This is a genomic window from Pseudarthrobacter sp. alpha12b (assembly GCF_054130495.1).
Window position 1 is genome coordinate 1697894 of sequence record NZ_CP196746.1, and the last position, 23097, is coordinate 1720990.

The window sequence follows — 23097 nt, forward strand, 5'->3', positions numbered from 1 at the left end:
ACTATGTTGAACAGAGTACAGCAAGTTGAACAGTTGGCAAGCAGTGGAGTCTTATTCGTCTCAGCAGTGCCCCGCCTACCCCATGGGATTGCCGAGTGACTGCGCGAGTTCCCGCAGTTCCTTGACCATCTGCGTCCCTTGCTCCGGCGTATAGGTGGCCTTCAACGCCGTTACTGACAAGCCAAGGCTGGGACCATGGGACCCCCTGGTGGGAACTGCCACACCAAGGCACACCACGCCCGTCGTGGATTCCTCGTCCTCAAAGGCGTAGCCCTGATCGCGGATTACCTGGATCTGCGCCTTGAGCTCGCGGCCGGTTTTAAGTGACTTGGGCGTCAGGACCGGAAGCTGGGCATTATCAGGGAACATGTCGTCGATATCGTGGTCGTGCAGCCTGGAAATCAGGGCCTTGCCCACGGCGCACAGCGAAACGGGCATCTTGTCCCCGATGTTCGACGTCAGCCGGACAGCCGGGTGGCCCTCATAGCGGGCAAGATAGATGACGTTGGACCCGTCCAGCATGGCAATCCGTACGGTCTCCCCCGAGAGGGTGGGTGCCTGCTCGCAGTACCTGTAGAACTCCTGGACCTCGTCCATGCGGCTGAGGTATGCCGCGCCGAGTTCAACCAGCTTGCGGCCCAGCGTGAACTCGGCACCCTGCCTGTTGATGAGCCGGGCCTCTTCCAACGCCAGCAGCAGGTTGGAGGTGGAGGATTTCGGGATCCCCAACTCACGGGCAAGATCGCTGAGGGTGAGCCTTCCGCCCGCCGACGCAGCGAGGGCTTCCAGTACGGCAGCAGCGCGGGTGACGGCCGGCGCCGGCGAAGCGCTTCCCGCTCCGTCAGAGGAACGGGGGGTTCGGGAATCGGCCATGATTCTCCTTCGATAGGCGCTTTCGCTCGACGTCGCATTCATCCAGCTGAACACCAACCATCATAATGGCTGGCTGCTGGGGGCGCGGACGGTGCCAGCCGGCTTCCGGCTACTGCCAGCCAGGCGTGGCTTTTTGTTTCCGGGAGTTCACGGTATATTCATCCCAGGCCCTCCACCGCGGCATCCCCCAATAGTCGCGGTGGAGGGCTTTCCAATGCCCGCGGACAAACGGCTGGGGCCCGGCCCCTCAGGCTGCACCCGCCACCGGCTCCCTCAGGCGCCAACCGCCGCCCACTCCATCCCTCTGGAGATACATGGTGGTCAAGGCCGACCTGCGATTGTTTCCCAGCCTGACCTGCAACTGCAGGACCTCGACGTCCACACCGCTGTTGCCCTTGGGCATCCTGCGGCTGGTTTCCCACCAGTTGATGCGCTCGAACCATCTCACCGGCTCGGCACCCACTGCCCATTCCCTGCCCCGGCCCAGCACCGCCGTCGGGATTCCGTCGCTGTCTGTTTGCACTATGACGTGTTCCATTCCTGCAAGCTATGGCAAGGCACCGACAATCACGTCAGGAGGAAGACAGAACAAAAAAACCCCGTTGCCCCGCCATAAGGCGGGGCAACGGGGTGTTGATGGTGGGTCCTACCGGGATCGAACCGATGACATCCACGGTGTAAACGTGGCGCTCTACCAGCTGAGCTAAAGACCCAAATCGTGCGGTTTCCGGCCGTTCCGCCGTAACCAACGAACATAGACTCTACCCGACGATAGACCGGAAACGCGAATCCATGGAAGAACGCTTCTCCTACAGGCCAGGAAGTTCCGCGGCAAGGTAATCCAACGCCTGACTGACGCCGGCTTCAAGCTTGATGGTCGCCTTGTCATCGCCCCGGGTGGCGCCCCGGTTGATGATTACCACGGGCTTGGATTTCTTGGCAGCGTGCCTTACAAACCGCAGGCCGCTCATGACGGTCAGCGACGAACCCGCCACCACCAAGGCGGCTGCCTCGTCCACCATTGTGTACGACCGTTCCACCCGGTCCTTGGGCACATTCTCCCCGAAGTAGACGAAGTCCGGCTTCAGGGTGCCGCCGCAGGCAGGACAGACTGCCACCACGAAGCTGTTGATGAGCGCCTGGTCCTCTACGGTGGCATCAGCGTCAGGCGCCATTTCCACCAGCCCGCCAGCTGCTGCCCGCTCCAGGAACCCGGGGTTGAGCTCCTCAAAAACACCGGCCAGCAGACGCCGGGAGTATGTACGCCGGCAGTCCAGGCAGACCACCTGGTCATACCTGCCGTGGAGATCGACCACGTTGGAGCTGCCCGCGTCCTGGTGCAGGCGGTCAACGTTCTGGGTAATCAGTCCGGTGAGGTAGCCGCGCCGCTCCAGCTCGGCGGCCGAGTAGTGGCCCTGGTTCGGGTCCGCGTGCCGCATGTGGGACCACCCGATGTGGTTTCGAGCCCAGTAACGCTGCCGGTTGGCTGCGTCCCGGACAAACTCCTGGTAGGTCATAGGTGAACGGGGCGGTGAATCCGGACCCCGGTAATCCGGGATGCCGGAGTCGGTACTGAGGCCGGCGCCCGTCAGCAGAGCGAAGGGGGACCCTGCGAGCAGGTCCCGGATCCGGACCAGAATCTGGAGGTCATGGCCGGAAGGCGGGGCAGGGGCCACCGGCGGCATGCTGGCAAAGCCGGTAAGGCCTGTCCCCCGCCGCTGCCCAGCCATGCTTCCTCAGGCCTGCTTCAGATCCGCCAAGGCGGTGCGGTATTCGTTGAAGTCGCGCGCCTTGCCGAGGGGGTTCACCACGCTGTACCGGATCATGCCCTCGGCGTCGATGATGAAGGTGGCCCTCTTTGCCATGCCGCTTCCGGCGTCGAACACGCCGTAGGCAGTGGCCACGGCCCCGTGCGGCCAGAAGTCGGCAAGGAGGTCGAAGGTGTAGCCTTCCTGCGCGGCGTAGGCACGGAGGCTGAACTTGCTGTCCACTGACACCGCCAGGACAACTGCGTTCGAATCCTCAAACATGCCCAGGTTGTCCCGTATCTCACAAAGCTCGCCGGTACAGATGCCGGAGAATGCAAAGGGATAAAAGACCAGCGCCACATTTTGCCCCCGGAAGAACGACAGCGTCACCGGCTCGCCGTATTGGTTGGCAAGCTCAAATTCAGGTGCTGCAGCGCCCAGCGCCGGAACTGCTGCGGCGGCGGTTTCAACCGCTGCCGTCACTTGTTCTTCCTGCTGACCAGACGGGCGGCGCTCCAGTCCTTTGAGACTCCGGCTGAGGTGGTGACGTGCAGGCCGGCCGTGGGTGCAGCCTCCTGGATTTCCGCCGGCGAAACGTAGCCATTCCTGCCGGACTTGGGGGTAAGCACCCAAACAACGCCGTTTTCGCTCAGGGTTGTGAGGGAATCCATCAGGCTGTCAACCAGGTCCCCATCGCCGTCGCGCCACCAGAGGATAACGGCATCCGCCACCTCATGGTCGTCTTCGTCGAGCATCTCGGAACCGGTGAGGTCCTCAATATCGTCACGCAAGTCGAAATCGACGTCGTCGTCGTAACCGAACTCCTGAATCAGATCCCCATTTTTGAAACCCAATTTTTCCGCCACATTTACCGAAGTGGCGGCGTCGGCCTCGCTCACGTGTTCCTCCAATGCCTCATATATGCAGTGTGCATAGTGATTTCCATTACTCCCAAGCCAACACCCTTTGTGCCTGCGCTTCAAGCTGCCGCCCCCGCGACTGCGCATATTCTGCGTCACATCCGGCCTCGGCAGCCCCGTTGCAGGGGCTTTTCGTCACACAACCAGTATGACGAACGAAATACAACTGCAGCGCCGGGGCCGCAGCTACGCATCGTGTTGCCGTCAGGGCTAGAGTGGCTGATGACAACTATGCCTGCGGACGACAACCTTGTGACTCCGTGCAGACATAGGAGCGCTAGGAAGCTGCCCGGCACACATGACCGGGTTGTTGTAACCGATACGTCGCACACGGCGTATATACGCCGGGCAGTCACCCTGCCTGGCCTGAGTGCGCCGATTCATGCGCGCAAAGAGAGGTTGGACGTGGCTGCAGGAGAAGATACCTCCCATATCCTCAGCGGGTTGACTAACCAGCTGCCTGATCGTGATCCGGAAGAGACTGCCGAGTGGGTTGAGTCCCTGGACGCGTTGATCAGGGAACAGGGCACCGAGCGTGCCCAATACATCATGCGGAGCCTGCTGCAGCGCGCGGGCGCGCAGAGCGTCGGGGTGCCGATGGTGACCACCACCGATTACGTGAACACGATCCCGGTGGACCAGGAAGCTGCGTTCCCGGGCAACGAGGAATTCGAACGCCGGTACCGGGCGTACATGCGGTGGAACGCCGCGGTCATGGTGCACCGGGCGCAGCGGCCCGATATCGGGGTCGGCGGACACATCTCCACCTACGCCGGGGCCGCGACCCTGTACGAGGTCGGCTTCAACCACTTCTTCCGCGGCAAGGACCACCCCGGCGGCGGGGACCAGGTCTTCTTCCAGGGCCATGCCTCCCCCGGCATGTACGCGAGGGCGTTCATGGAAGGGCGCCTGTCCGAGGAGGACCTGGACGGGTTCCGGCAGGAAAAGTCCCGTGAAGGCCATGCCCTGTCCTCCTACCCGCACCCGCGCCTGATGCCCACGTTCTGGGAATTCCCCACCGTGTCCATGGGCATCGGCCCGATGAACGCGATCTACCAGGCCCAGAACAACCGCTACCTGCACAACCGGGGCCTGAAAGACACCAGTGACCAGCAGGTCTGGGCGTTCCTGGGCGACGGTGAAATGGATGAGCCCGAGTCCCGCGGCCTGCTCCAGCTCGCGGCGAACGAGAACCTGGACAACCTGAACTTCGTGATCAACTGCAACCTCCAGCGCCTGGACGGCCCGGTGCGCGGCAACGGCAAGATCATGCAGGAACTCGAAGCGTTCTTCCGCGGCGCGGGCTGGAACGTGATCAAGGTCGTCTGGGGCCGGGAATGGGATGACCTGCTCACCCGCGACACCGACGGGTCACTGGTGAAGATCATGAACGAGACCGTGGACGGGGACTACCAGACCTACAAAGCCGAATCCGGCGGGTTCGTCCGCGAACACTTCTTCGGCAAAACCCCGCAGACCAAGGACCTCGTCGCGGACCTCACCGATGACCAGATCTGGAACCTCAAGCGCGGCGGCCACGACTACCGCAAGGTCTACGCCGCCTACAAGGCCGCCACCGAATTCAAGGGCAAACCCACCGTCATCCTCGCCCACACCGTCAAAGGCTACGGACTCGGACCGCACTTCGAGGGCCGCAACGCGACCCACCAGATGAAGAAGCTGACCCTTGATGACCTGAAGAAGTTCCGCGACCACCTGCGGATCCCGGTCACCGACGAGCAGCTGGAGAAGGACTCGTACCGGCCGCCGTACTACCACCCCGGTAACGACGCCCCGGAAATCAAGTACATGATGGAGCGCCGCGCCGCCCTGGGCGGATCCGTCCCGGAACGCCGCGACACCCACGCCGAGATGGTGCTGCCCGAGGCGAAGTCCTACGAGGTGGCCAAACGCGGGTCTGGCAAGCAGCAGGCCGCCACCACCATGGCGTTCGTCAGGCTCCTGAAGGACCTGATGCGGGATAAGAACTTCGGCAAGCACATCGCCCCGATCATCCCTGACGAAGCCCGTACCTTTGGCATGGATGCGTTCTTCCCCACTGCGAAGATCTACAACCCCAAGGGCCAGAACTACCTGTCGGTGGACCGGGACCTGGTCCTGGCCTACAAGGAATCCCCCGCAGGCCAGCTGATCCACCCCGGCATCAACGAAGCCGGCGCCGTGGCAGCGTTCACCGCCGCCGGCACCTCCTACGCCACCCACGGCGTCCCGCTGGTCCCGGTCTACGTGTTCTACTCCATGTTCGGCTTCCAGCGCACCGGCGACGCCTTCTGGGCCGCCGGAGACCAAATGACCCGCGGCTTCATCATCGGCGCCACCGCAGGACGGACCACCCTCACCGGCGAAGGCCTCCAGCACGCCGACGGCCACTCCCCCCTCCTGGCCTCCACCAACCCCGCCGTACTCACCTACGACCCCGCCTACGGCTACGAAATCGGCCACATCATGCGCTCCGGCCTCGAACGCATGTACGGGCCGGACTCGGACGATAAGAACGTCATGTACTACCTCACCGTGTACAACGAACCCATCGTCCAGCCCGCCGAACCGGAAAACCTCGACATCGAAGGCGTCATCAAGGGCATCTACCTGCTCGCCCCGGCAAAGATCGACGGTCCCCGCACCCAGATCCTCGCCTCCGGCGTGTCCGTGCCCTGGGCCCTCGAAGCCCAGCGCGTCCTGGCCGATGACTGGAACGTCTCCGCCGACGTCTGGTCAGTGACCTCCTGGAACGAACTCCGAAGGGACGGCCTCGCCGCCGAAGAGGAAGCCTTCCTCAACCCGGGCCAGCCCGCCCGCACCCCGTTCGTCGCCCAGCAGCTCGAAGGCGCCACCGGCCCCATCGTCGCAGTCTCCGACTACATGAAAGCCGTCCCGGACCAAATCCGTCAGTTCGTCCCCAACGAATTCGCCACCCTCGGCGCCGACGGCTTCGGCTTCTCCGACACCCGCGCAGCAGCCCGCCGCTTCTTCAAGAACGACACCCACTCCATCGTGGTCCGTGCCCTCGAAATGCTGGCGCGCCGCGGCGAGGTGGATGTCGACGCCCCGGTCAAGGCGATTGAGAAGTACAAGCTGCTCAACGTCAACGCCGGCACCACCGGCAACGCCGGCGGCGAAGCCTAGGCACCCCCGGGAAGTTTTTGGGCAGATACCGGGACATCAGCGGTCCTGACCCCGTCATATCTGCCCAAAATTTCCAACCGCAGCAATAACGACGGCGGCCCTCACCCCACAAGGTGAGGGCCGCCGTCGTCCTGTCCAGGATGGCCGGCACCCAGAGCCCCGTCCCCGTTGTGATCCGCGACAAGGCGTGTTGTAGCCTTCGCACAAATGGAGCTTGCGCATCGGTGGCCGTATGCTCAAAGAATGCCAGCATCAGCCAGCCCGTCCTCGAAGCGGAAACCATCCCCGCCGAAGGTCACGCCGGAGAAGTCCGAAACCCTCAAGAAGCTCCGCGCCAACGTAGGCCAGCTCTCCACCACCACCATGCGCAAGCTTGAGCAGTCGCTGCCCTGGTACAGCCGGCTCAGCGCGGACGAGCGGTCGGCGCTGGGGATGGTGGCGCAGAACGGAATCGCAGCCTTCGTCACCTGGTACGAGCGGCCCAGCTCGCCCTCCTGGATCCTCACCGACGTTTTTGGGACGGCCCCCACGGAGCTGACCCGTTCGATCAGCCTTCAGAAAGCGTTGCAGCTGATCAGGATTGTGGTGGAGGTGGTGGAGGACCAGGTTCCCGTTATTGCACCGGAGGCGGACCAGCCATCCCTGCGCGAAGCTGTGCTGCGGTATTCACGGGAAGTCGCCTTCGCCGCCGCCGACGTCTACGCCCGTGCCGCTGAGTCCCGCGGCTCCTGGGACACCCGGCTCGAAGCCCTGATCGTGGATGCGATCCTGCGCGGCGAAAACACCGACGCCCTGCGCTCCCGCATCGCAGCCCTGGGCTGGAAGGCGCAGGAGCGCTTCACAGTGATGGTGGGGAATTCACCGTCCGAACCCAGCGCCAGTTATGTCAGCGAACTGCGGCGGATGGCCGGGCGTTACGCCGAGGATGCCTTGGTGGGTATCCAGGGCGATCGGCTGATCCTCATTCTGGGCGGAGTGCAGGACCGCGAAACCGCGTACATAAAGCTGAGCGACATGTTCGCCCCCGGACCTGTGGTCTACGGACCCGAGGCCAGTTCGCTGGTGGAAGCCAGCGGCTCCGCCCAATCCGCGTTTGCGGGCCTTACGGCAGCCCGCGCCTGGCCGTCCGCACCCCGTCCAGTGGCCGCCGATGACCTGCTGCCGGAACGGGTGATTTCCGGGGACGACGCTGCGCGGCGGTCGCTCGTGAAGAACATCTACCGCCCGCTCCTGGCTGCCTCCAACGGCCTTGTGGAGACGCTGGGAACCTACTTGGAGCTGGGCCACTCACTGGAGGCCACGGCCCGGGAACTCTTCGTCCACGCCAACACAGTGCGCTACCGGTTGAAGCGCGTCTGCGATGTCACGGGGTGGGATCCGCTGCTGCCGCGGGAGGCATTCGTGCTGCAGGCCGCTCTGGTGGTGGGCCGTCTTGCGGCCCCGCCGAAGGCCGCCACGGAGCGCCAGGCGTCCCGGAACCAGGCCTGAGGCATTGTAGACTTCCTACAACCTGACCCCGTGAGCTTGGTGCGGAGAAACACCGCTGGATCACACAGTAATTTGGAAAGCTGGTTACGTGCTTGCAATAGTCTGCCCTGGACAGGGCTCACAGACCCCGGGTTTTCTTGCCCCCTGGCTGGAACTTCCCTCGGTGGCAGGCCAACTGGCCTCCCTGAGTGACATCGCAGGCATCGACCTGATAGCCCATGGAACCACCTCCGATGAGGAAACCATCAAGGACACTGCCGTGGCGCAGCCCCTGATCGTTGCCGCCGGGCTCGTCGCCGCGGCCTCCCTCTTCGATGTGGAGCTCAATTCCCTCCCCGTAATCCTGGCCGGCCACTCAGTGGGCGAGATCACCGCAGCCGCCCTCGCCGGCGTGCTGACCGAACAGGAAGCCATGACGTTCGTCCGCGAGCGTGCCAACGGCATGGCCGCCGCGGCAGCTGTCACACCCACCGGCATGAGCGCCGTTGTCGGCGGTGACCCGGCCGACGTACTGGCAGCCATTGAGGCTGCCGGTGCTTCGCCCGCCAATGTCAATGGTGCCGGCCAGACGGTGGCGGCAGGCACCTTCGAGCAGCTGAAGGCCCTGGCCGACAACCCACCCGCCAAGGCCCGTGTCATCCCGTTGAAGGTGGCCGGCGCGTTCCACACCAGCCACATGCAGCCCGCCGTCAGTGCGCTCAAGGCGCTGGCGCCGAAGCTCAACCCCGTGGCACCGAAGGTGCCCCTGCTGTCGAATTACGACGGCGGGGAGGTCACCGACGGCGGTGCCGCCGTCGAAAGCCTGATCGCCCAGGTGTCCCGCCCGGTCCGCTGGGACCTGTGCATGGAAACCATGGTGAAGCGGGGCGTTACCGGAGTGATTGAACTTGCCCCCGCCGGCACGCTGGCCGGGCTGGCCAAGCGCGGCATGCCCGGCGTCAAAACCGTTGCTGTCAAGACCCCCGATGACCTGTCCGCCGCACTGGCCCTTTTCGCAGAACTGGAGGGCAACGCATGAGCGTTCCCACGCTGAAACAGGCTCCCATCCAGGAGCACACCCGCATCCTTGGCCTTGGGGCGTACCGGCCGGACGTCATCGTCACCAATGAGGATGTCTGCCAGTGGATCGATTCCTCGGACGAGTGGATCCGCCAGCGCACCGGCATCGTCACCCGCCACCGCGCGGCTGCCGATGTCAGCGTCATCGACATGGCTGAGGGGGCTGCCCGCGAAGCCATGGAGAAGGCCGGCATCGAGGGCTCGGACCTTGGTGCAGTGATTGTCTCCACCGTGACCCACCCCTATGCCACTCCCTCCGCCGCGGCCAGCCTCGCCGACAGGATCGGCGCCACTCCCGCCCCTGCCTTTGACATCTCCGCCGCATGCGCCGGTTACTGCTACGGGATTGCCCAGGCGGACGCCCTGGTCCGGTCCGGCGCCGCCAAGTACGTCCTGGTGGTTGGCGCGGAAAAGCTGTCCGACGTCATCGATAACCGCGAACGCACCATCTCCTTCCTCCTCGGCGACGGCGCCGGCGCGGTGGTCATCGGCCCCTCCGACACCCCGGGCATTGCCCCTTCCGTGTGGGGCTCCGACGGCAGCAAGTGGAATGCGATCGGCATGACCCGTTCCCTGCTTGACGTCCGCGACCTGGGCCTTGCCGCCCGGCAGTCAGACTCCACGGGCGACCTCGCACTCCTGGAAGAAGCCCAGGAGCTGTACCCCACCCTCCGCCAGGACGGCCAGACCGTCTTCCGCTGGGCAGTGTGGGAGATGGCCAAGGTGGCCCAGCAGGCACTCGATGCCGCAGGCATCCAGGCTGAAGACCTGGTGGCCTTCATCCCCCACCAGGCCAACATGCGCATCATCGATGAGATGGTGAAGAAGCTGAAGCTGCCCGAGACGGTTACAGTGGCACGGGACATTGCCGAGGCCGGCAACACGTCCGCTGCCTCAATCCCGCTGGCAACGCACCGGCTCCTGCAGGAGAACCCGGGGCTGAGCGGCGGGCTGGCCCTGCAGATCGGTTTCGGTGCCGGACTGGTCTTCGGCGCACAGGTAGTTGTCCTTCCCTAGATACGCCCAAGGGTCGCAACCGCGGCCCGGACCGTTTCCGGCAGCCCCTGCCGGCAATACAAGAAAAGGAGCCACCAATGGCTAGCAACGAAGAGATCCTGGCCGGCTTGGCTGAAATCGTCAACGAAGAAACCGGCCTGGCCCCGGAGGCCGTCGAGCTGGACAAGTCCTTCACCGAGGACCTGGACATCGACTCCATCTCCATGATGACCATCGTGGTGAACGCCGAGGAGAAGTTCGGCGTGCGCATCCCCGACGAAGAGGTCAAGAACCTCAAGACCGTTGGCGACGCCGTCAGCTTCATCGCCGGAGCACAGGCCTAGTAACAGGCTTTCGCCGTCTTACGGCTTGGCAGGGCTGCCGGTCCGGACTGACCGGACCGGCAGCCCGCCGCATTTATCCGGCGCAGAACCCCGACCGGGACTGGCCGATCATCAATATGTGCGGGACCCTGCGACAGGCGCAGGCGGACTCCCCACCGACGAAAGAGTGATCCCATGACACGCAAAGTAGTCATTACCGGTCTGGGTGCCACCACGCCCATCGGCGGCGATGTACCCACGATGTGGAACAACGCCCTCAAAGGGGTCTCCGGTGCCCGTACCTTGGAGGACGACTGGGTGGCCAAGTACGAGCTCCCCGTCCACTTCGCCGCCCGCTGCAGCACCCCGGCCCTGGACGTGCTCAGCCGCGTTGAAGCCAAGCGGATGGACCCTTCCACCCAGTTCGGCGTCATCGCTGCCCGGGAAGCCTGGGCTGATTCCGGCATCACCGAATTCGACCAGGACCGTCTGGCCGTTGCATTTGCCACCGGCATTGGTGGGGTCTGGACCCTGCTGGATGCCTGGGACACCCTGAAGGAAAAGGGCCCGCGCCGGGTCCTGCCCATGACTGTTCCCATGCTGATGCCCAACGGTGTGGCCGCGGCCGTCAGCCTGGACCTCGGCGCCCGCGCCGGTGCCCACACCCCCGTTTCTGCCTGCGCTTCCGGTACGGAGGCCATGCACCTTGGCCTGGAGCTCATCCGCTCCGGCAAGGCAGACGTGGTGATGTGCGGTGGCGCGGAGGCTGCCATCCACCCCATGCCGCTGGCAGCTTTCGCTTCCATGCAGGCGCTTTCCCGCCGGAACGATGCGCCCGAGCGCGCCTCCCGCCCCTACGACACCGCACGTGACGGGTTCGTCATGGGCGAAGGCGCCGGCGCCCTGGTCCTCGAAGCCGAGGAGCACGCCCTGGCACGCGGGGCCCGCATCTATGCCGAGCTGGCGGGTACCTCCGTCACCGCTGACGCGTACCACATCACCGCTCCGGACCCCGAGGGGCTCGGCGCCACCCGTGCGCTGAAGGCTGCCATGTTCGACGGCCGGATCCAGGCTGAAGACGTGGTGCACGTCAATGCACACGCCACCTCCACCCCTGTTGGCGACAAGCCCGAGTACACGGCCCTCCGTGCCGCCCTGGGCAGCCACGTGGACAATGTGGCGGTCTCCGCCACGAAGTCACAGATGGGCCACCTCCTGGGCGCTTCCGGCGCGGTGGAGGCTGTCCTCACCGTGCTCGCCGTCCATGAGCGCAAGGCGCCGGTCACCATTAACCTTGAGAACCAGGATCCGGAGATCCCGCTCGACGTCGTCACCTCCGCCCGCGACCTGCCGGCCGGCAGCATCGTAGCCCTGAGCAACTCGTTTGGTTTCGGCGGCCACAACGCAGTCGTGGCCATCCGCAGCATCTAGCCGCTGCCCCGGGGACTACCCGGACACAAAAGGAGGCCCCGCCGGCTTGGCGGGGCCTCCTTTTTGTTATGGAGGGTTTAGTGCTTTGCGGTGCCGCGGATCCTTGGCAGCGGTTCGCCACGGGAGGAACGGACGACGGCGGTCAGCCCACTTGGTGGAGCCAGCGCACCGGAGCGCCTTCGGCAGCGTGGCGGAAGGGCTCAAGTTCCTCGTCCCAGGCCTCGCCCAGGGCGAGGGAGAGCTCGTGGTAGACGGCTGCGGGATCGCCGGCGCCGGATTCGTACGCGTAGCGGATGCGGTCCTCGGACACCATGATGTTGCCGTGGACGTCTGTGACGGCGTGGAAAATTCCCAATTCGGGCGTATGCGACCAGCGGCCGCCGTCCACGCCCTGGCTGGGCTCCTCCGTCACCTCATAGCGGAGATGCGCCCAGCCTCGGAGGCAGGACGCCAGTTTTGATCCCGTGCCGGGGGCCCCGGTCCAGGACAGCTCGGCCCGGAACATGCCGGGCGCGGCGGGCTGCGGGGTCCATTCAAGGTCCGTCCGCTTGTCCACTACGGCGCCGACAGCCCACTCAACGTGGGGGCACAGCGCCGTAGGGGCCGAGTGAACGAACAGCACACCGCGGGTCATTGCAACAGACATTCCATCCTCCATAGCTATAGGTACGTCTTCCCCAACGACCTCTGCCTGGATGGAACTGCCGTGCCCTGCTCTGCGGCGGTGGTTTCCCTGCGTGTATTCAGATGTGTCAGCTAAAGCTGCGTCCGGACTTGCCGCACCGCATGAGGCTCAAGGAGCTTCAAGCGACACTTGAAAGTTGCCGGACGTGACTCTTATTGTGCCGTACCCCGCGAAATTACGCCAGTGCGATTAGCCACACCGCTCAGGCCCTGGGATGTGCCTGCTGATAGCTCTTCCGGAGGCGGTCAACCGAGACATGGGTGTAGATCTGGGTGGTGGCCAGGCTGCTGTGGCCCAGGATCTCCTGCACCGCGCGCAGGTCCGCGCCGCCGTCGAGCAGATGGGTGGCGGCCGAGTGCCGCAACGCATGGGGCCCGGATACGGAGGTGTCACCCAAGGCCTCGAACAGGGCGTTCACCAGAGCGCGGACCTGGCGTTGATCAACGCGTCCGCCGCGGGCTCCGAGAAACAGGGCAGGCCCGCTGTGGTCCTTCGCCAGTGCCGGGCGTCCCCGCCGGAGCCAGTCGTCGACGGCCACGGCAGCGGGAACTCCGTACGGGACGGTGCGCTCCTTGTTGCCTTTGCCGAGGACCCGCAGCGTCCGGCGGTCCGGGTCCAGGTCGTCGACGTCGAGCCCGGCAAGTTCGCCCACCCGGATACCCGTGGCGTAGAGGAGTTCCACGACGGCGCGGTTGCGCACAGCAAGGGGTTCGCCTTCCGTGGCCGAGGTCTCCAGCCCCTCCAGTATGCGCGTGAGCTGCGACGCCTGCAGTACCCCCGGCAGGGATCCTTCACGCTTGGGTGCCTTCAGGCGAAGTGCGGGGTCCGCCTCGATAAGTTCTTCCCGGAGCGCCCAGGCGGTGAATGCCCGCGCCGTGGCGGACCGGCGCGCAAGGGTTGCCCGCGAGGCGCCGGCGGAGCTTTGGCTTCCGAGCCACCGGCGGAAGGTTCCCAGTTCAAGGTCCTTCAGTCCTGCCACGCCTTCCGATGCCGCATGGGCCAGGAGGCTGTGCAGGTCGCCCAGGTATGCGCGCCTGGTGTGGGCTGACACTGCACGCTCTCCCGACAGGTAGCCGGAGAACGCGTCCAGTGCCTTGCCAAGTTCCCCGGGCAGTTTTTCATGTTCCACTCCTCTACTTTCCCAGTTGCGTAGCCCTCACCGCGTGCGGACACGGTTACCCCTTACCGCGTTTCCAGGCGCCCCGCTCCGATACGGCGAGCCCCAGCAGCCCCAGCCTGCCAAGCCCTGCCCGCACCGAGTCCTGTGCCAGCCCCGCCACTGTGGAGAGCTTTTCCACGGAAGTGGTGGAGCGAAGCGGCAGCGCGTCCAGCAGGATCAGGTCTTCCAGGGTCAGGCCGTCCTGGACTGCCGCTTCCGTGGTGCGTTGCCCGGGCAGTGCCGTCCCGCTGGGTGAGGCGAGCTCGGCCACCTCCGCCGCATCGGTGACGCAGACTGCGCCTCCATCCCGGAATAGCCGGTGGCACCCGGCGGAGTTGGCGCTGTGGACCGACCCGGGAACGGCGCCGACGGCACGGCCCAGAGTCTCAGCGTGGTGGGCCGTATTGAGTGCCCCCGACCGCCAGCGCGCCTCCACCACCACCGTGACCGCGGAGAGGGCAGCTATCAGGCGGTTCCGTTGCAGGAAGCGGTAGCGGGTTGGAGCCGAACCCGGTGGGACCTCGGCCAGCACTGCCCCCTGGTTTGCCACGGCCCGCAGCAGGTCCTCATTGCCCGACGGATAGAACCGGTCCACTCCCCCGGCCATGACGGCGATGGTGGGGACCGCGGTGGATCCGCCGGCAAGGGCCGCACGGTGTGCATGGGCGTCAATTCCGTAGGCTCCGCCCGATATGACCGTGAAGCCCCGCTGCGCCAGGGAGTAGGCGAGGTCCCCGGTGACCGCCGCCCCGTAGCTGGTGCTGTCCCGGGACCCCACCAGGGCGATGGATTTGTCCACCGCAGGCAGCGGCTGTTCCTGCCCCCGCCACCAGAGGCACATGGGCTCCTGGATCCCCAGGTCCGCCAGCTGGGCAGGCCACAGTTCATCGCCGGGAATGATGAGGCGCCCGCCCAGCCGGGCCATGGTGGCAAGGTCACGTTCGGGCGCAAGGTCGGGGAGCCGCGGCTGCCAACGCTTCAAGGCGGCGGCCAGTCCGGCCCAGCTGCCGGCCCCGCTGTCTGCCAGCAGCGCGGTGATGCCCCGCTCCAGGTCAGCCCCGGCCGCCACCTGGCCGGTGGCGATGCGCAGGGCGTCCGTTGCCCCTGCAAGCTGCACGAGGGCAAGTCCCGCCGCGTCCTGTGGTTCCATCAGCCGTGAAAGGGCGGCGCGGGCCAACCGTTCCGTATCCATGCCCAGATCCTTCTCCACCCGCGGTCCCTTCAGTTCGTTCTGTTCCTGGAGGTGTGTCATGCCGCGGCCGCCGCAGCCTGCCGCAGGCCCAGTGCCTGTCCGATGTCGTTTGTGTCCGGCGCCTCCCGGTGCCCCAGGTCCGCGAGGGTCCACGCGAGAGCAAGGACAACTTTTTGGCAGAGGTAGCCCAAGCGCTTACCGCACTCACTCCTGACTAAGCTGGAGGGCATGGGGGAAGAGACGACGTTTGAACCTTTAGTTGCGTTGGCGTTCGATGGCTTTGAGGCAGCCCGGCAGCGCCATATGGATTTGCGTTTGTCCGCTGACCCCGCCGCGCTATACATATCCGCCACTGAGTGCGTGTATTGGGCCTCCACTCTGGACGAACAACTGCGGCGGAGTTGGGCAGGATACGACGCCTTCATTGCAGCATTTCCCATCGGGGGCCTACTGCCGGGGGTCTGGTATGTGCGCAACCTGAAGACCCACGCTTTGCCTATGACTCTGCAAAAGGTAATGGGGAAGATCTATCCCGTCGTGTACCCCTTGGCAGGGGCTGAAGTCGTATGGCTGCCCCTTGAGCAGCTTCCAGCACCGGGAAGAACCAGCAAGTACACAGCAAGCCAAGCCGCAGCATACGCGCAACGGATGGCGGGTCACCCTACACGCCTCACGTTCGCGCAGTTATCGGAGGGTTTCGCAGGGTTCCCGTGCCTTCAGCCTTTAGGTTGATAGCTCCAAGTACTCGGCCAGCCCTCTAATGTCGGAAAAGTCGTGGTACCGGAGAGAGTTGGCGTAGGCGACGGCGACGCCCGCCGCAGTTATCGTGGGGTAGTCGGGGATCTGGTCCCACCAAGTTCGTATCTTGGATAGAGCCTGGCTGGCGGCTATCGCTTCTTCCAGTTTGGGCACCAAAGATTCGTCCTTTGTGTCCAGGTTGCCTTTCTCGCGGGCCAGTTCGATAACGTAGTCCGCGTCATCCCCCATCACGACACTTGCTGCCAGCACGTTACGTAGCTGCACGGTGCTGTGGTACGGAAGCCGGTAGTATCCGGGCTTCAAATCATGCTCCACAATCCGCAGCGCAGGCACCTTGCGCTCGAGGCAGCTCTTCAAAATGTCAGCAGCTACGTCCTCTTGGAAGCCAGTGCTAAGGAAGCCCGGCCACCGGTCAGCGAAGATATCCACAAACTTCTTGAGGGTAGTGATGCTCCCGGACGTTATTCGGGCAAGGTCGATCATGTCTAAGTGGTCCAGCCAGCGTCGCCCGTTAGGCAAGTTGTCGTAGGGAAAGCGCGTCAGCAGTGTCTCCAAGAGCTTCGTACCTGCCGAAACTGTCTCCCCGCCGGGAGTTAGCGTGAGGATGATCCAAAGCAGGTTGAGGCCCTGCAATGCTGAATCGTCGATCATGTCAACAACCTGGACAGCCCTGTCGACGCTTGCACGAACATAGCGACTGTCTTGTTCTGCTCTTTGGCCTAGCAATCGCGCCAACAGGTCGTAGTCGCCTTCTCGGTCCGTAGATGCTGCCCCTACCTGCGCCTTCTGTAGAGCAATCTGATAAGCCGGGTCTTTTAGAGCGTCCAGCTTCCCTTCGGCAGACAGAAGCTCCACAACACGACGGTCCAGTTGCTTTATACGCGCAAACGCTTCCGGTGCTGACTCCATGGAGTAGTCCCTGAGAACGAGGCGCGCCCGCTCATCCGCGATTTCTGCTGCTCGCTGCTCCGTCACACCCTGGTGAATGATCAGGTCCCCCATAATCTGGGTCTGCTGCGCCCCGGCGCCCGCCTTCTGGCTCTGGCTCACGGCGCTACTTCTTCTTGTAGTCGCGTCCGACCTGAATCTGGCTGGAATCATTGCCAGCCTTCTGGCTCTGGCGTTGGAACCGATTCTTCGCCATGGTCCAGCCACCAGCCGCGCCGCCTGCACCGCCGAGCACAAGTCCAATCACCATCGTGCCGAAACCGTCGAAAAACCACTCCATCTTGGTGTGTCGCCCCCATCATTAGTTGTCTCAGGTCAAATTACCCGCGGTACATCTAACAATAGTCGGCGGGGCTGACATCACATCGGTGCAGTGGACATGCCAAGGCCCGCCGAGCCGTGCCTTGGACGAACACGGGCCGACGGGCCTTGCACTTTATGAGCGCTGGTGGATCATCGGGCCGACTGAAGGAAGAGCCCTCCCCGCCATCGTTCCCCCGACCGCCCCCGTGTCCCTGGCGGGTTGCGCGGGCGGGGGTGGCGTTGACGCCCTTCCTAGCGGCCTTTGACGGCGCGCTTGCCTACTGGCGGCAGACCTGGCAGGCTCGCCAGCCTCTGCCGCTCTTTTGCTGCCTGGTCAGCGGCCGCCCACTCGGGCAGCGCCTCGCCTGGCACGAACACAACCTCGTTGCCCGTTTCCGGGTGCGTGGTGTGCAGGTAATCCAGGGCGACGGCATACCTGCTGCCGCCGCTCGTGGTCAGCCCTCCGCTCTCGGGTACGACCACGGCCTCGGCCTCCTCGGTCGTCAGCCCTGCCTCCCGCTCCAGCGCCCTCACATGCTCATCACGGCGGCTCATTAGAGCGCTCCCTGGATTGCGCGGTAGACGGCGAAGGCTGCCGGGCGGGCGGGTGCCACGTCGCCGCGCCAGTGGGCGACGATGCCAATCTGGCCGTACTCGGCGTACCGCTCGGTCAGGACCTGGATGGTGATGCCGAGGCGCTGGCCGATGAGCAACTGCGTGAAGTCTCCGACAAACAGATCCGTCGCACGGCTGGTCATGGTGCCCTGCGTGTAGCTCGGCAACTGGTTCGACGTGTACCGCGGGATGGACTCCACATCGGCAGGCAACCGCAGCGGCTGCCCCGTCGTGTCGTTCGCGCCCGCGTACTGGCGGGACAGCTTGGCGTTCCAGATCAGCCCGTTAGGCTCCTCGTTGCCGTAACGCACCTTGTAGATGGTGTCGAGCACCTCGTTGTAGTACGTCGCCGCAGTCTGTGCCGTGCCGTTAGCGGCGGCGCCGAGCACGTTGCCCGGCAGGGTCGCGTTCAGGGCAGCCAACACACCGCGCGGGTTCGGCGGGGTCGGCAGGTTGATGGAGCCAGCCCCGGAAGTGATGCCGCCGTACAGTGCAGCAAGGTCAAGCCGTGAAGCCATAGCCTGGGCAATGGCGTTCTTGACGATGGCGTCGCCGTTCTGGCTGTCCTGGAACCACTCCAGGCTCCCGATCACCAGGCACGACATGTCCTGGGCCGTCAAAGTCACGTTATCCAGCGTCGGGTCGCTCGGCGCGATCAGAGAACCCTCGGTGCGGAAGGCCGCTGTCGGGTCACCCGTCAGGCGGCCGATCTTCACCACGCCCGCCTCCATCGGCACAATCTGCGCCCCGGCCTGGAGGACCGCCGACTTGTTCCGGGCCAGGTCAATCAACTGCGCCGCCCACACCTGCGGCACCACCGCGGCACCACCAGTCAAGGTCAGCGCGCGGAGCTGGTTGGCGAGGTTGCCATGAGTAGCAATAGCAGCTTCCTCGCGCGCCGACTCGTTACTGCGGGCCGCACTCACCACTGCATGGCTCAAGAAGCTCTCGCCTGAGCGGACAGCGGCCGGTGCACCGGTCGCAAGGTTCACAAACTCACCGCCACGCGTCTCAGCACTGTCACCTCCACCGAGCAGCTCGTTCATTGCCTTCTCTATCTGGCGGGTGCTTTCCTGCTGGTCCACCAGCCGGTCGATTGCCGTCCGAAGCGACCTAATGTCCTCGTCGTACTTGTCGTACTCGGCCTGCTCAGCGGCCGTCAGGTCACGCTTCTCGACCGTAGCCTTATCGGTGATCGCGCGGGCAGCAACAACAAGCCCCTGCCTCTTAGCCATCAGTTCCTGAATGTATGTCTGTGCCATTGGACTTACCCCTTCCAGGGTGCGCGGCATGCCATACGCATGGGCGCAAAGAAATGAATTGGGATCAGAAGCAGATCGTCGCCTCAACGCCGCGCCGAACCTAGGCGAATCCGGGTGGGATTCCCGGCAGCGGAAGCTCTGCGCTTCTAGCGGCTCCTACGTGTCAACCGGGGGATCCTGTCCGGAGGGTGCTTTCGCTAGGCCCTGTCCGCGCCTTCGGTGACTAAACCTTTTGTGCCGTGTCGTCCGCTGCTGCATGTAAGCAGCTGCTTCGACTCTAAGCCAAGGGTGGCAAGCAATTTCCTGTCCTGTTGCTGATGTGGAGCGGTTTCTTCGGCGCCTACGTGCCAAGTTCCAGCACTACGAATACGAGCCCGCAGACTGGGTAAGGGACTTGACGACCCGGTATGGCCGGGCGGCACTAGGGTGTTATGCAGCAGCACCCGCGGTGTCCGGCCCAATCTCTTAGCTTGCAGCCGACGTACATTCCGAGCACCCACACTGCTTCCGGCTCATGCCGTACTCATGCCCTGGCTCATCAGGGTGCCGCTTCCCGTACTGCGCACGCGCCACAACTGCCGCGTCACAGGCACCGCACTCCCCCGGCGCCACCGAAGGGTAGGCATGCTGGCACTCGACCGAGGGCCGGTGAATCGCGGCCACCCATAAGGTCAGATCGTCCGGTTCGGCGCTTACCGCGCCCTCGGGCTCCGGCGACGGCCGGACAGACGCCTCCAACTCTTTGATCGCCGCGTCGTGCAACCTGTGCGCGGCCGACAACGGCCGCCCCGCCACCAACGCCTCATCAAGCGCCCTGGCGCCAGCCAACGCCTGCGCAATCCACAACTCCTGCGCGGGCGTCCGCTCCAAGCCCATCGACCGGATCAACTTCCGGGTCTGGCGCTCCATATCGCCCCGCCTACGACGGCCAGAAGACGGCACCGCAGCCGCAGACTCGGGCGCACCGCGCTTCCTGCCCCGCTCCCCCGCCACACACCGCCCACAACGGCAGCCCTGCCGGTAACCAGGCGCACCATGCCGCCTCACAGGCACAAACCCCGGCTCATTCTCAGCAGACACGGCCGCCTCCTTTCCGTACGCGGTTTTTCACAATTCCCGACCAGCTACACAAAGGTGCACCTGCGCGGTGTAAGCCACCACCGGGCATGAAAAGTCGGGAGCCCCTCCCGTGCGTGCCAGCCGCTGTCTGCCGGTCGCTTCCGGCTTCGATAGACTCCGGTTCATGGTTGTTGGGGGAAAGGGCGCTGAGCGTCCGCGCTGGCGTCGTCTTGTTGGCATTCTTGTTGCTATCGCGCTGCTCGTTGGTGGTGTTGTTGCCTGCCAGGCGATCAGGGCGGCTGATCCGAAGTACCAGTGTGAGCAGCAGGGCAACACGGTATGGGTTGAGGGCTACGGGCAGACGCCGCACTGCGCGACGCTGACGCCTAAGCAGCCGCGCCACTGACTGAGCAGCCGCCAAGCCTGAACCGTGGCTGCCTGCTGTCTCCGGGCTGTCTGCCCGCCTGCCGCCCGCTCGGGGCCGGCTCTGGATGGTCATAGCTAACCACCCTCCCCATTCCGGTCTCGGGGCGGACAGCGCGTAAGCCCCTCTGCCCTGGTTCACGGAGCGCCGTACTTAGCCTCGAATATGGTGCTCAGCCTTGTGAGCCTGGCAATCTCATGGTCGCGTCCGCCGAGGCGTGGGTCGGCTGTCAGCATGCCCAGCAGCACCACGGCTGCGTCCAACAGCGCGCGTGCGTCGCTTTCGTCTACCGGGGCGAGTGCTGCCCGTTCGTCTGCGGCGCGTATCGGGTCGTCGTCGAGCAGCGAGCGCAGAAGGCCGAGAACCCGCTGCTGTTCGCACTGCTTGACCCCTGCCGTTGCACCTGTGTTGTTATCCATCCCGATTCCCCTTCCACATGCCCCGATCAGAGGGCTCCTTTTGTGCGAGTTTGTACTGCTACTGCCTTGCGATTCCTAGGATGTGGTGGATGTGGTGGATCGATGCAAACTTTTCTATCTCCCTGCTCGCGAGAAAGTTTGTATCGAAGGACCACAAGCACCACACAATCACCCGCTCTCGTCGTCGGCGCGAAGTGCGATGCCTGCCCTGGAGGCTCCGATCCTGGTCTTCCGGGCCTCGTATCCCAGCCGGTCAAGCTCCTTGGCAAATGCGCGTTCCGAAAGCGCGTCGGCTCCATCGGCTGCCGCCCAGGCGCTCCACGCGCTGTACAGCTCGCGCGTGGTGACGTGCACGTGCGGCCCGGTGACGCATTCCGCCTGAATGAACCGCCTGACGGCGTCGGAGTCTGCCTGGTACTCGTCTGTTGCGCGGCGCACACTTTCCGGGTCCGTCAGGCTGCCCCTGTCGTCATAGGCAAACCATCCATGCACCAGCCATGTGAGGATCGCGTCGGCTGCCAGTTCCAGCCGCTCGGGCAACTTCTGGTCCCGCTCGCCCTCGGGGACCACCACGTCGAAAGGGATGACGCGCAGGCGCCGCCACAGCGCCGGGTCATTGCCCTTCACCCGCGGCAAGTGGTTGGTCACGTAAACCAGTTGGTGCGACGGACTCCACGTCACCGGTTCCTGGTACAGCCTGCGCGCAGTGATCGGGTCACCACCCGTAAGCCGCTTCATCAGGGCCGCATCAAGCTGCCGCCCATCTCCCGTCTCGGAGCCGATGACCAGCCGCGCGCCAAGTAGCGACATCATTTCCGGCCCGCCGCCTTCCCTACCCCCGGTCATTAGGAGTTCCGGGTTGATGATCGTTGCGTAGTCACCCATCGCGTTGACAATGGCGCCGTAGGCTGTGCCCTTGCCGTTGGCTCCGGTACCGGTAAGCACCGGGAACAAATGCTCCCGGACCCGCCCATAAGCACTCTGCCCCATGACCTGTTGCAGGTACGCCCGCAGCTCGACGTCCGGTAACATCTGGGCGAGAAATTGTTCCCACCCGGTACCGTCTGCCCTAGGGTCATAGGCGCCGCGTGTTACCCGCGTGATCTTGTCGGCCGGGTCATGTGGTCGCAACTCGCGGGTCCGTAGGTCCAGGGTGCCGTTAGCACAGTTGAGCAGGTATGGATCGGCATCCAACTCGTCTACCGATGCCCGCAGCCGCGGCAGCGACGAGGCTATGGTGAGGACACCGGCGACACCGCCAGCGCTCTCACACTTGCGCACGTCAGCGCGCAGTTCGTGGTCGCCCAACGACTCAGTCAACGCTTCACGAAGGACGGCCGCCACAGCATTCGGCGCCTCACCCTTGTCGTCAAGCGCCCACCTCTTACCGTCCCACACCAACCAGCCGAGGCGGTTCACGAATAGCAGCCTGCCGCTGCTTGCATCCTCCAGGCGATAGGCGATGCGCATCTGTCCCCGGTGCTGCTCGCCGACAGCCCGGCCCGTTGCCTCCCCGTAAACAGTGGCAGCGCGGTTATGGGCGTCAGTCATGGCGCACCCCGCTCCGGCCGTGCCATTGGCACGTAGCTGCTGCCCGCTGCGCGCCGGGCAACCTGAGTATCGATTGCCCGTCTTGCTGCGCGCGCGAGCTGCCTATTGGCCTCGTGCTCCAACTCCAGGACGCGGATGTGCCGTGCCACCCTGTCCGCCATGTCCTCGTCTACCGCACGGGCGTGCGCCTGCCCCTCCAAATGTCCGCGAAAGAAGAATTCCAAACAATTGGGGCACATTTCAGCTTTAGCGGCCGAATCAGTTTGCGACGCTGCTACGCTCGAATCCGGGTGCGCTACACCAGTAATTGAAGGCCCCGTGGACTTCCTGGCCGCGGGGTTTTCGTTTGAATTCATTCAGGCTCACCGCCAGTGCGGAAGATTCCTGCAAGGCGAGCAAGCTGGTCTTCGCTGAGTGGTGGCCACTCGGCCACCTTGCGGCGAATGTGTTCCTCGAGGCTGATTGCTTTCAGCTCTGCCCGAGCATCAACGTACTCCGGGTCTTCGTCGTTGCGGTCACGGGAAAGCCCCGCTACGCGGCCCCTGGCGGCACCGAGGCGGCGGGAAATTGTGTAACCCATCGGTGGTGATTCCTTTAACTGAAGGTTGTGAATAAACAACCCGTGTTTGCGGAAATACACCACCAATGACAACCGAAGTCGCCGGGTGCTGTTTTGCCGCAGAATTCACGGCCCTCAGTGACTAACGGGAATAACATCTTTTCCCTTTAGCTGATT

The 23097-nt window shown here is 64.6% G+C and carries 23 protein-coding genes and 1 tRNA gene; 7 read left to right on the forward strand and 17 right to left on the reverse strand.

What is annotated here, in order from left to right; translation table 11 throughout:
- Positions 1-75: 75 nt before the first annotated feature.
- From ACTAQI_RS07730 to ACTAQI_RS07755, 6 genes are all read right to left on the reverse strand, one after another.
- A complete protein-coding gene (locus tag ACTAQI_RS07730) occupies positions 76-873 on the reverse strand; it encodes an IclR family transcriptional regulator (protein ID WP_457950459.1) in 798 nt (265 codons plus the stop codon).
- A 247-nt stretch (positions 874-1120) separates the two neighbouring features.
- On the reverse strand, positions 1121-1411 hold the full coding sequence (locus ACTAQI_RS07735; protein ID WP_457950460.1) for a hypothetical protein: 291 nt from the start codon (positions 1409-1411) through the stop codon (positions 1121-1123).
- Between the two features lie 99 nt (positions 1412-1510).
- Positions 1511-1586, reverse strand: a tRNA-Val gene (locus tag ACTAQI_RS07740).
- 96 nt (positions 1587-1682) lie between these two features.
- On the reverse strand, positions 1683-2603 hold the full coding sequence (locus ACTAQI_RS07745; RefSeq protein WP_457950461.1) for an NAD-dependent protein deacetylase: 921 nt from the start codon (positions 2601-2603) through the stop codon (positions 1683-1685).
- A 6-nt stretch (positions 2604-2609) separates the two neighbouring features.
- The gene (locus tag ACTAQI_RS07750; protein ID WP_457950462.1) at positions 2610-3104 is read right to left on the reverse strand and encodes a peroxiredoxin; all 495 of its coding nucleotides are present in this window, start codon (positions 3102-3104) and stop codon (positions 2610-2612) included.
- Positions 3101-3520, reverse strand: a complete 420-nt coding sequence (locus ACTAQI_RS07755; RefSeq protein WP_457950463.1) for a DUF3052 domain-containing protein — start codon at positions 3518-3520, stop codon at positions 3101-3103. The genes ACTAQI_RS07750 and ACTAQI_RS07755 overlap by 4 nt, the downstream gene beginning before the upstream one ends.
- A gap of 426 nt (positions 3521-3946) precedes the next feature.
- On the opposite strand from ACTAQI_RS07755, the gene aceE reads away from it, so the two are divergent.
- The 6 genes from aceE (at position 3947) to ACTAQI_RS07785 (ending at position 11985) form a co-directional block, all read left to right on the forward strand.
- Positions 3947-6688 carry a pyruvate dehydrogenase (acetyl-transferring), homodimeric type gene (gene aceE, locus ACTAQI_RS07760; RefSeq protein WP_457950464.1) on the forward strand — a complete coding sequence of 914 codons (2742 nt, stop codon included), beginning with the start codon at positions 3947-3949 and terminating at the stop codon, positions 6686-6688.
- A 243-nt stretch (positions 6689-6931) separates the two neighbouring features.
- Positions 6932-8176, forward strand: a complete 1245-nt coding sequence (locus ACTAQI_RS07765; RefSeq protein WP_457950465.1) for a PucR family transcriptional regulator — start codon at positions 6932-6934, stop codon at positions 8174-8176.
- Positions 8177-8264: 88 nt separating this feature from the next.
- The gene (locus ACTAQI_RS07770) at positions 8265-9194 is read left to right on the forward strand and encodes an ACP S-malonyltransferase (protein WP_457950466.1); all 930 of its coding nucleotides are present in this window, start codon (positions 8265-8267) and stop codon (positions 9192-9194) included.
- On the forward strand, positions 9191-10252 hold the full coding sequence (locus ACTAQI_RS07775; protein ID WP_457950467.1) for a beta-ketoacyl-ACP synthase III: 1062 nt from the start codon (positions 9191-9193) through the stop codon (positions 10250-10252). Before ACTAQI_RS07770 ends, ACTAQI_RS07775 begins: the two co-directional genes overlap by 4 nt.
- 77 nt (positions 10253-10329) lie before the next feature.
- Positions 10330-10575: an acyl carrier protein gene (locus tag ACTAQI_RS07780; RefSeq protein ID WP_009359314.1), complete on the forward strand. Its 246-nt coding sequence runs from the start codon at positions 10330-10332 to the stop codon at positions 10573-10575.
- A gap of 174 nt (positions 10576-10749) precedes the next feature.
- Positions 10750-11985: a beta-ketoacyl-[acyl-carrier-protein] synthase family protein gene (locus tag ACTAQI_RS07785; protein ID WP_457950468.1), complete on the forward strand. Its 1236-nt coding sequence runs from the start codon at positions 10750-10752 to the stop codon at positions 11983-11985.
- Between the two features lie 142 nt (positions 11986-12127).
- Here ACTAQI_RS07785 and ACTAQI_RS07790 read toward each other — a convergent pair whose 3' ends face one another.
- The 8 genes from ACTAQI_RS07790 to ACTAQI_RS07825 form a co-directional block, all read right to left on the reverse strand.
- Positions 12128-12631: a DUF3145 domain-containing protein gene (locus ACTAQI_RS07790; RefSeq protein ID WP_188571271.1), complete on the reverse strand. Its 504-nt coding sequence runs from the start codon at positions 12629-12631 to the stop codon at positions 12128-12130.
- A 241-nt stretch (positions 12632-12872) separates the two neighbouring features.
- Positions 12873-13799: a tyrosine recombinase XerC gene (locus ACTAQI_RS07795; protein WP_457950469.1), complete on the reverse strand. Its 927-nt coding sequence runs from the start codon at positions 13797-13799 to the stop codon at positions 12873-12875.
- Positions 13800-13845: 46 nt separating this feature from the next.
- Positions 13846-15021, reverse strand: coding sequence for a DNA-processing protein DprA (gene dprA, locus ACTAQI_RS07800; RefSeq protein ID WP_457951012.1), 1176 nt, complete (start codon positions 15019-15021; stop codon positions 13846-13848).
- A 56-nt stretch (positions 15022-15077) separates the two neighbouring features.
- Positions 15078-15251, reverse strand: a complete 174-nt coding sequence (locus ACTAQI_RS07805; protein ID WP_457951134.1) for a hypothetical protein — start codon at positions 15249-15251, stop codon at positions 15078-15080.
- A gap of 493 nt (positions 15252-15744) precedes the next feature.
- The gene (locus ACTAQI_RS07810; RefSeq protein WP_457950470.1) at positions 15745-16830 is read right to left on the reverse strand and encodes an LPO_1073/Vpar_1526 family protein; all 1086 of its coding nucleotides are present in this window, start codon (positions 16828-16830) and stop codon (positions 15745-15747) included.
- A 4-nt stretch (positions 16831-16834) separates the two neighbouring features.
- Entirely contained in the window at positions 16835-17008 is a 174-nt protein-coding gene (locus ACTAQI_RS07815) for a hypothetical protein (protein WP_457950471.1), read from the reverse strand.
- Positions 17009-17283: 275 nt separating this feature from the next.
- On the reverse strand, positions 17284-17586 hold the full coding sequence (locus ACTAQI_RS07820; protein WP_457950472.1) for a hypothetical protein: 303 nt from the start codon (positions 17584-17586) through the stop codon (positions 17284-17286).
- Positions 17586-18908, reverse strand: a complete 1323-nt coding sequence (locus ACTAQI_RS07825; RefSeq protein ID WP_457950473.1) for a phage major capsid protein — start codon at positions 18906-18908, stop codon at positions 17586-17588. Before ACTAQI_RS07825 ends, ACTAQI_RS07820 begins: the two co-directional genes overlap by 1 nt.
- A gap of 1243 nt (positions 18909-20151) precedes the next feature.
- On the opposite strand from ACTAQI_RS07825, the gene ACTAQI_RS07830 reads away from it, so the two are divergent.
- On the forward strand, positions 20152-20373 hold the full coding sequence (locus tag ACTAQI_RS07830) for a hypothetical protein (RefSeq protein ID WP_457950474.1): 222 nt from the start codon (positions 20152-20154) through the stop codon (positions 20371-20373).
- A gap of 155 nt (positions 20374-20528) precedes the next feature.
- Here the strand turns inward: ACTAQI_RS07830 and ACTAQI_RS07835 are convergent, their stop codons facing one another.
- The 3 genes from ACTAQI_RS07835 to ACTAQI_RS07845 form a co-directional block, all read right to left on the reverse strand.
- Positions 20529-20810: a hypothetical protein gene (locus ACTAQI_RS07835; RefSeq protein WP_457950475.1), complete on the reverse strand. Its 282-nt coding sequence runs from the start codon at positions 20808-20810 to the stop codon at positions 20529-20531.
- 168 nt (positions 20811-20978) lie between these two features.
- On the reverse strand, positions 20979-22361 hold the full coding sequence (locus ACTAQI_RS07840; RefSeq protein WP_457950476.1) for a DNA primase family protein: 1383 nt from the start codon (positions 22359-22361) through the stop codon (positions 20979-20981).
- A 352-nt stretch (positions 22362-22713) separates the two neighbouring features.
- A complete protein-coding gene (locus ACTAQI_RS07845; RefSeq protein WP_457950477.1) occupies positions 22714-22941 on the reverse strand; it encodes a hypothetical protein in 228 nt (75 codons plus the stop codon).
- Positions 22942-23097 lie beyond the last annotated feature (156 nt).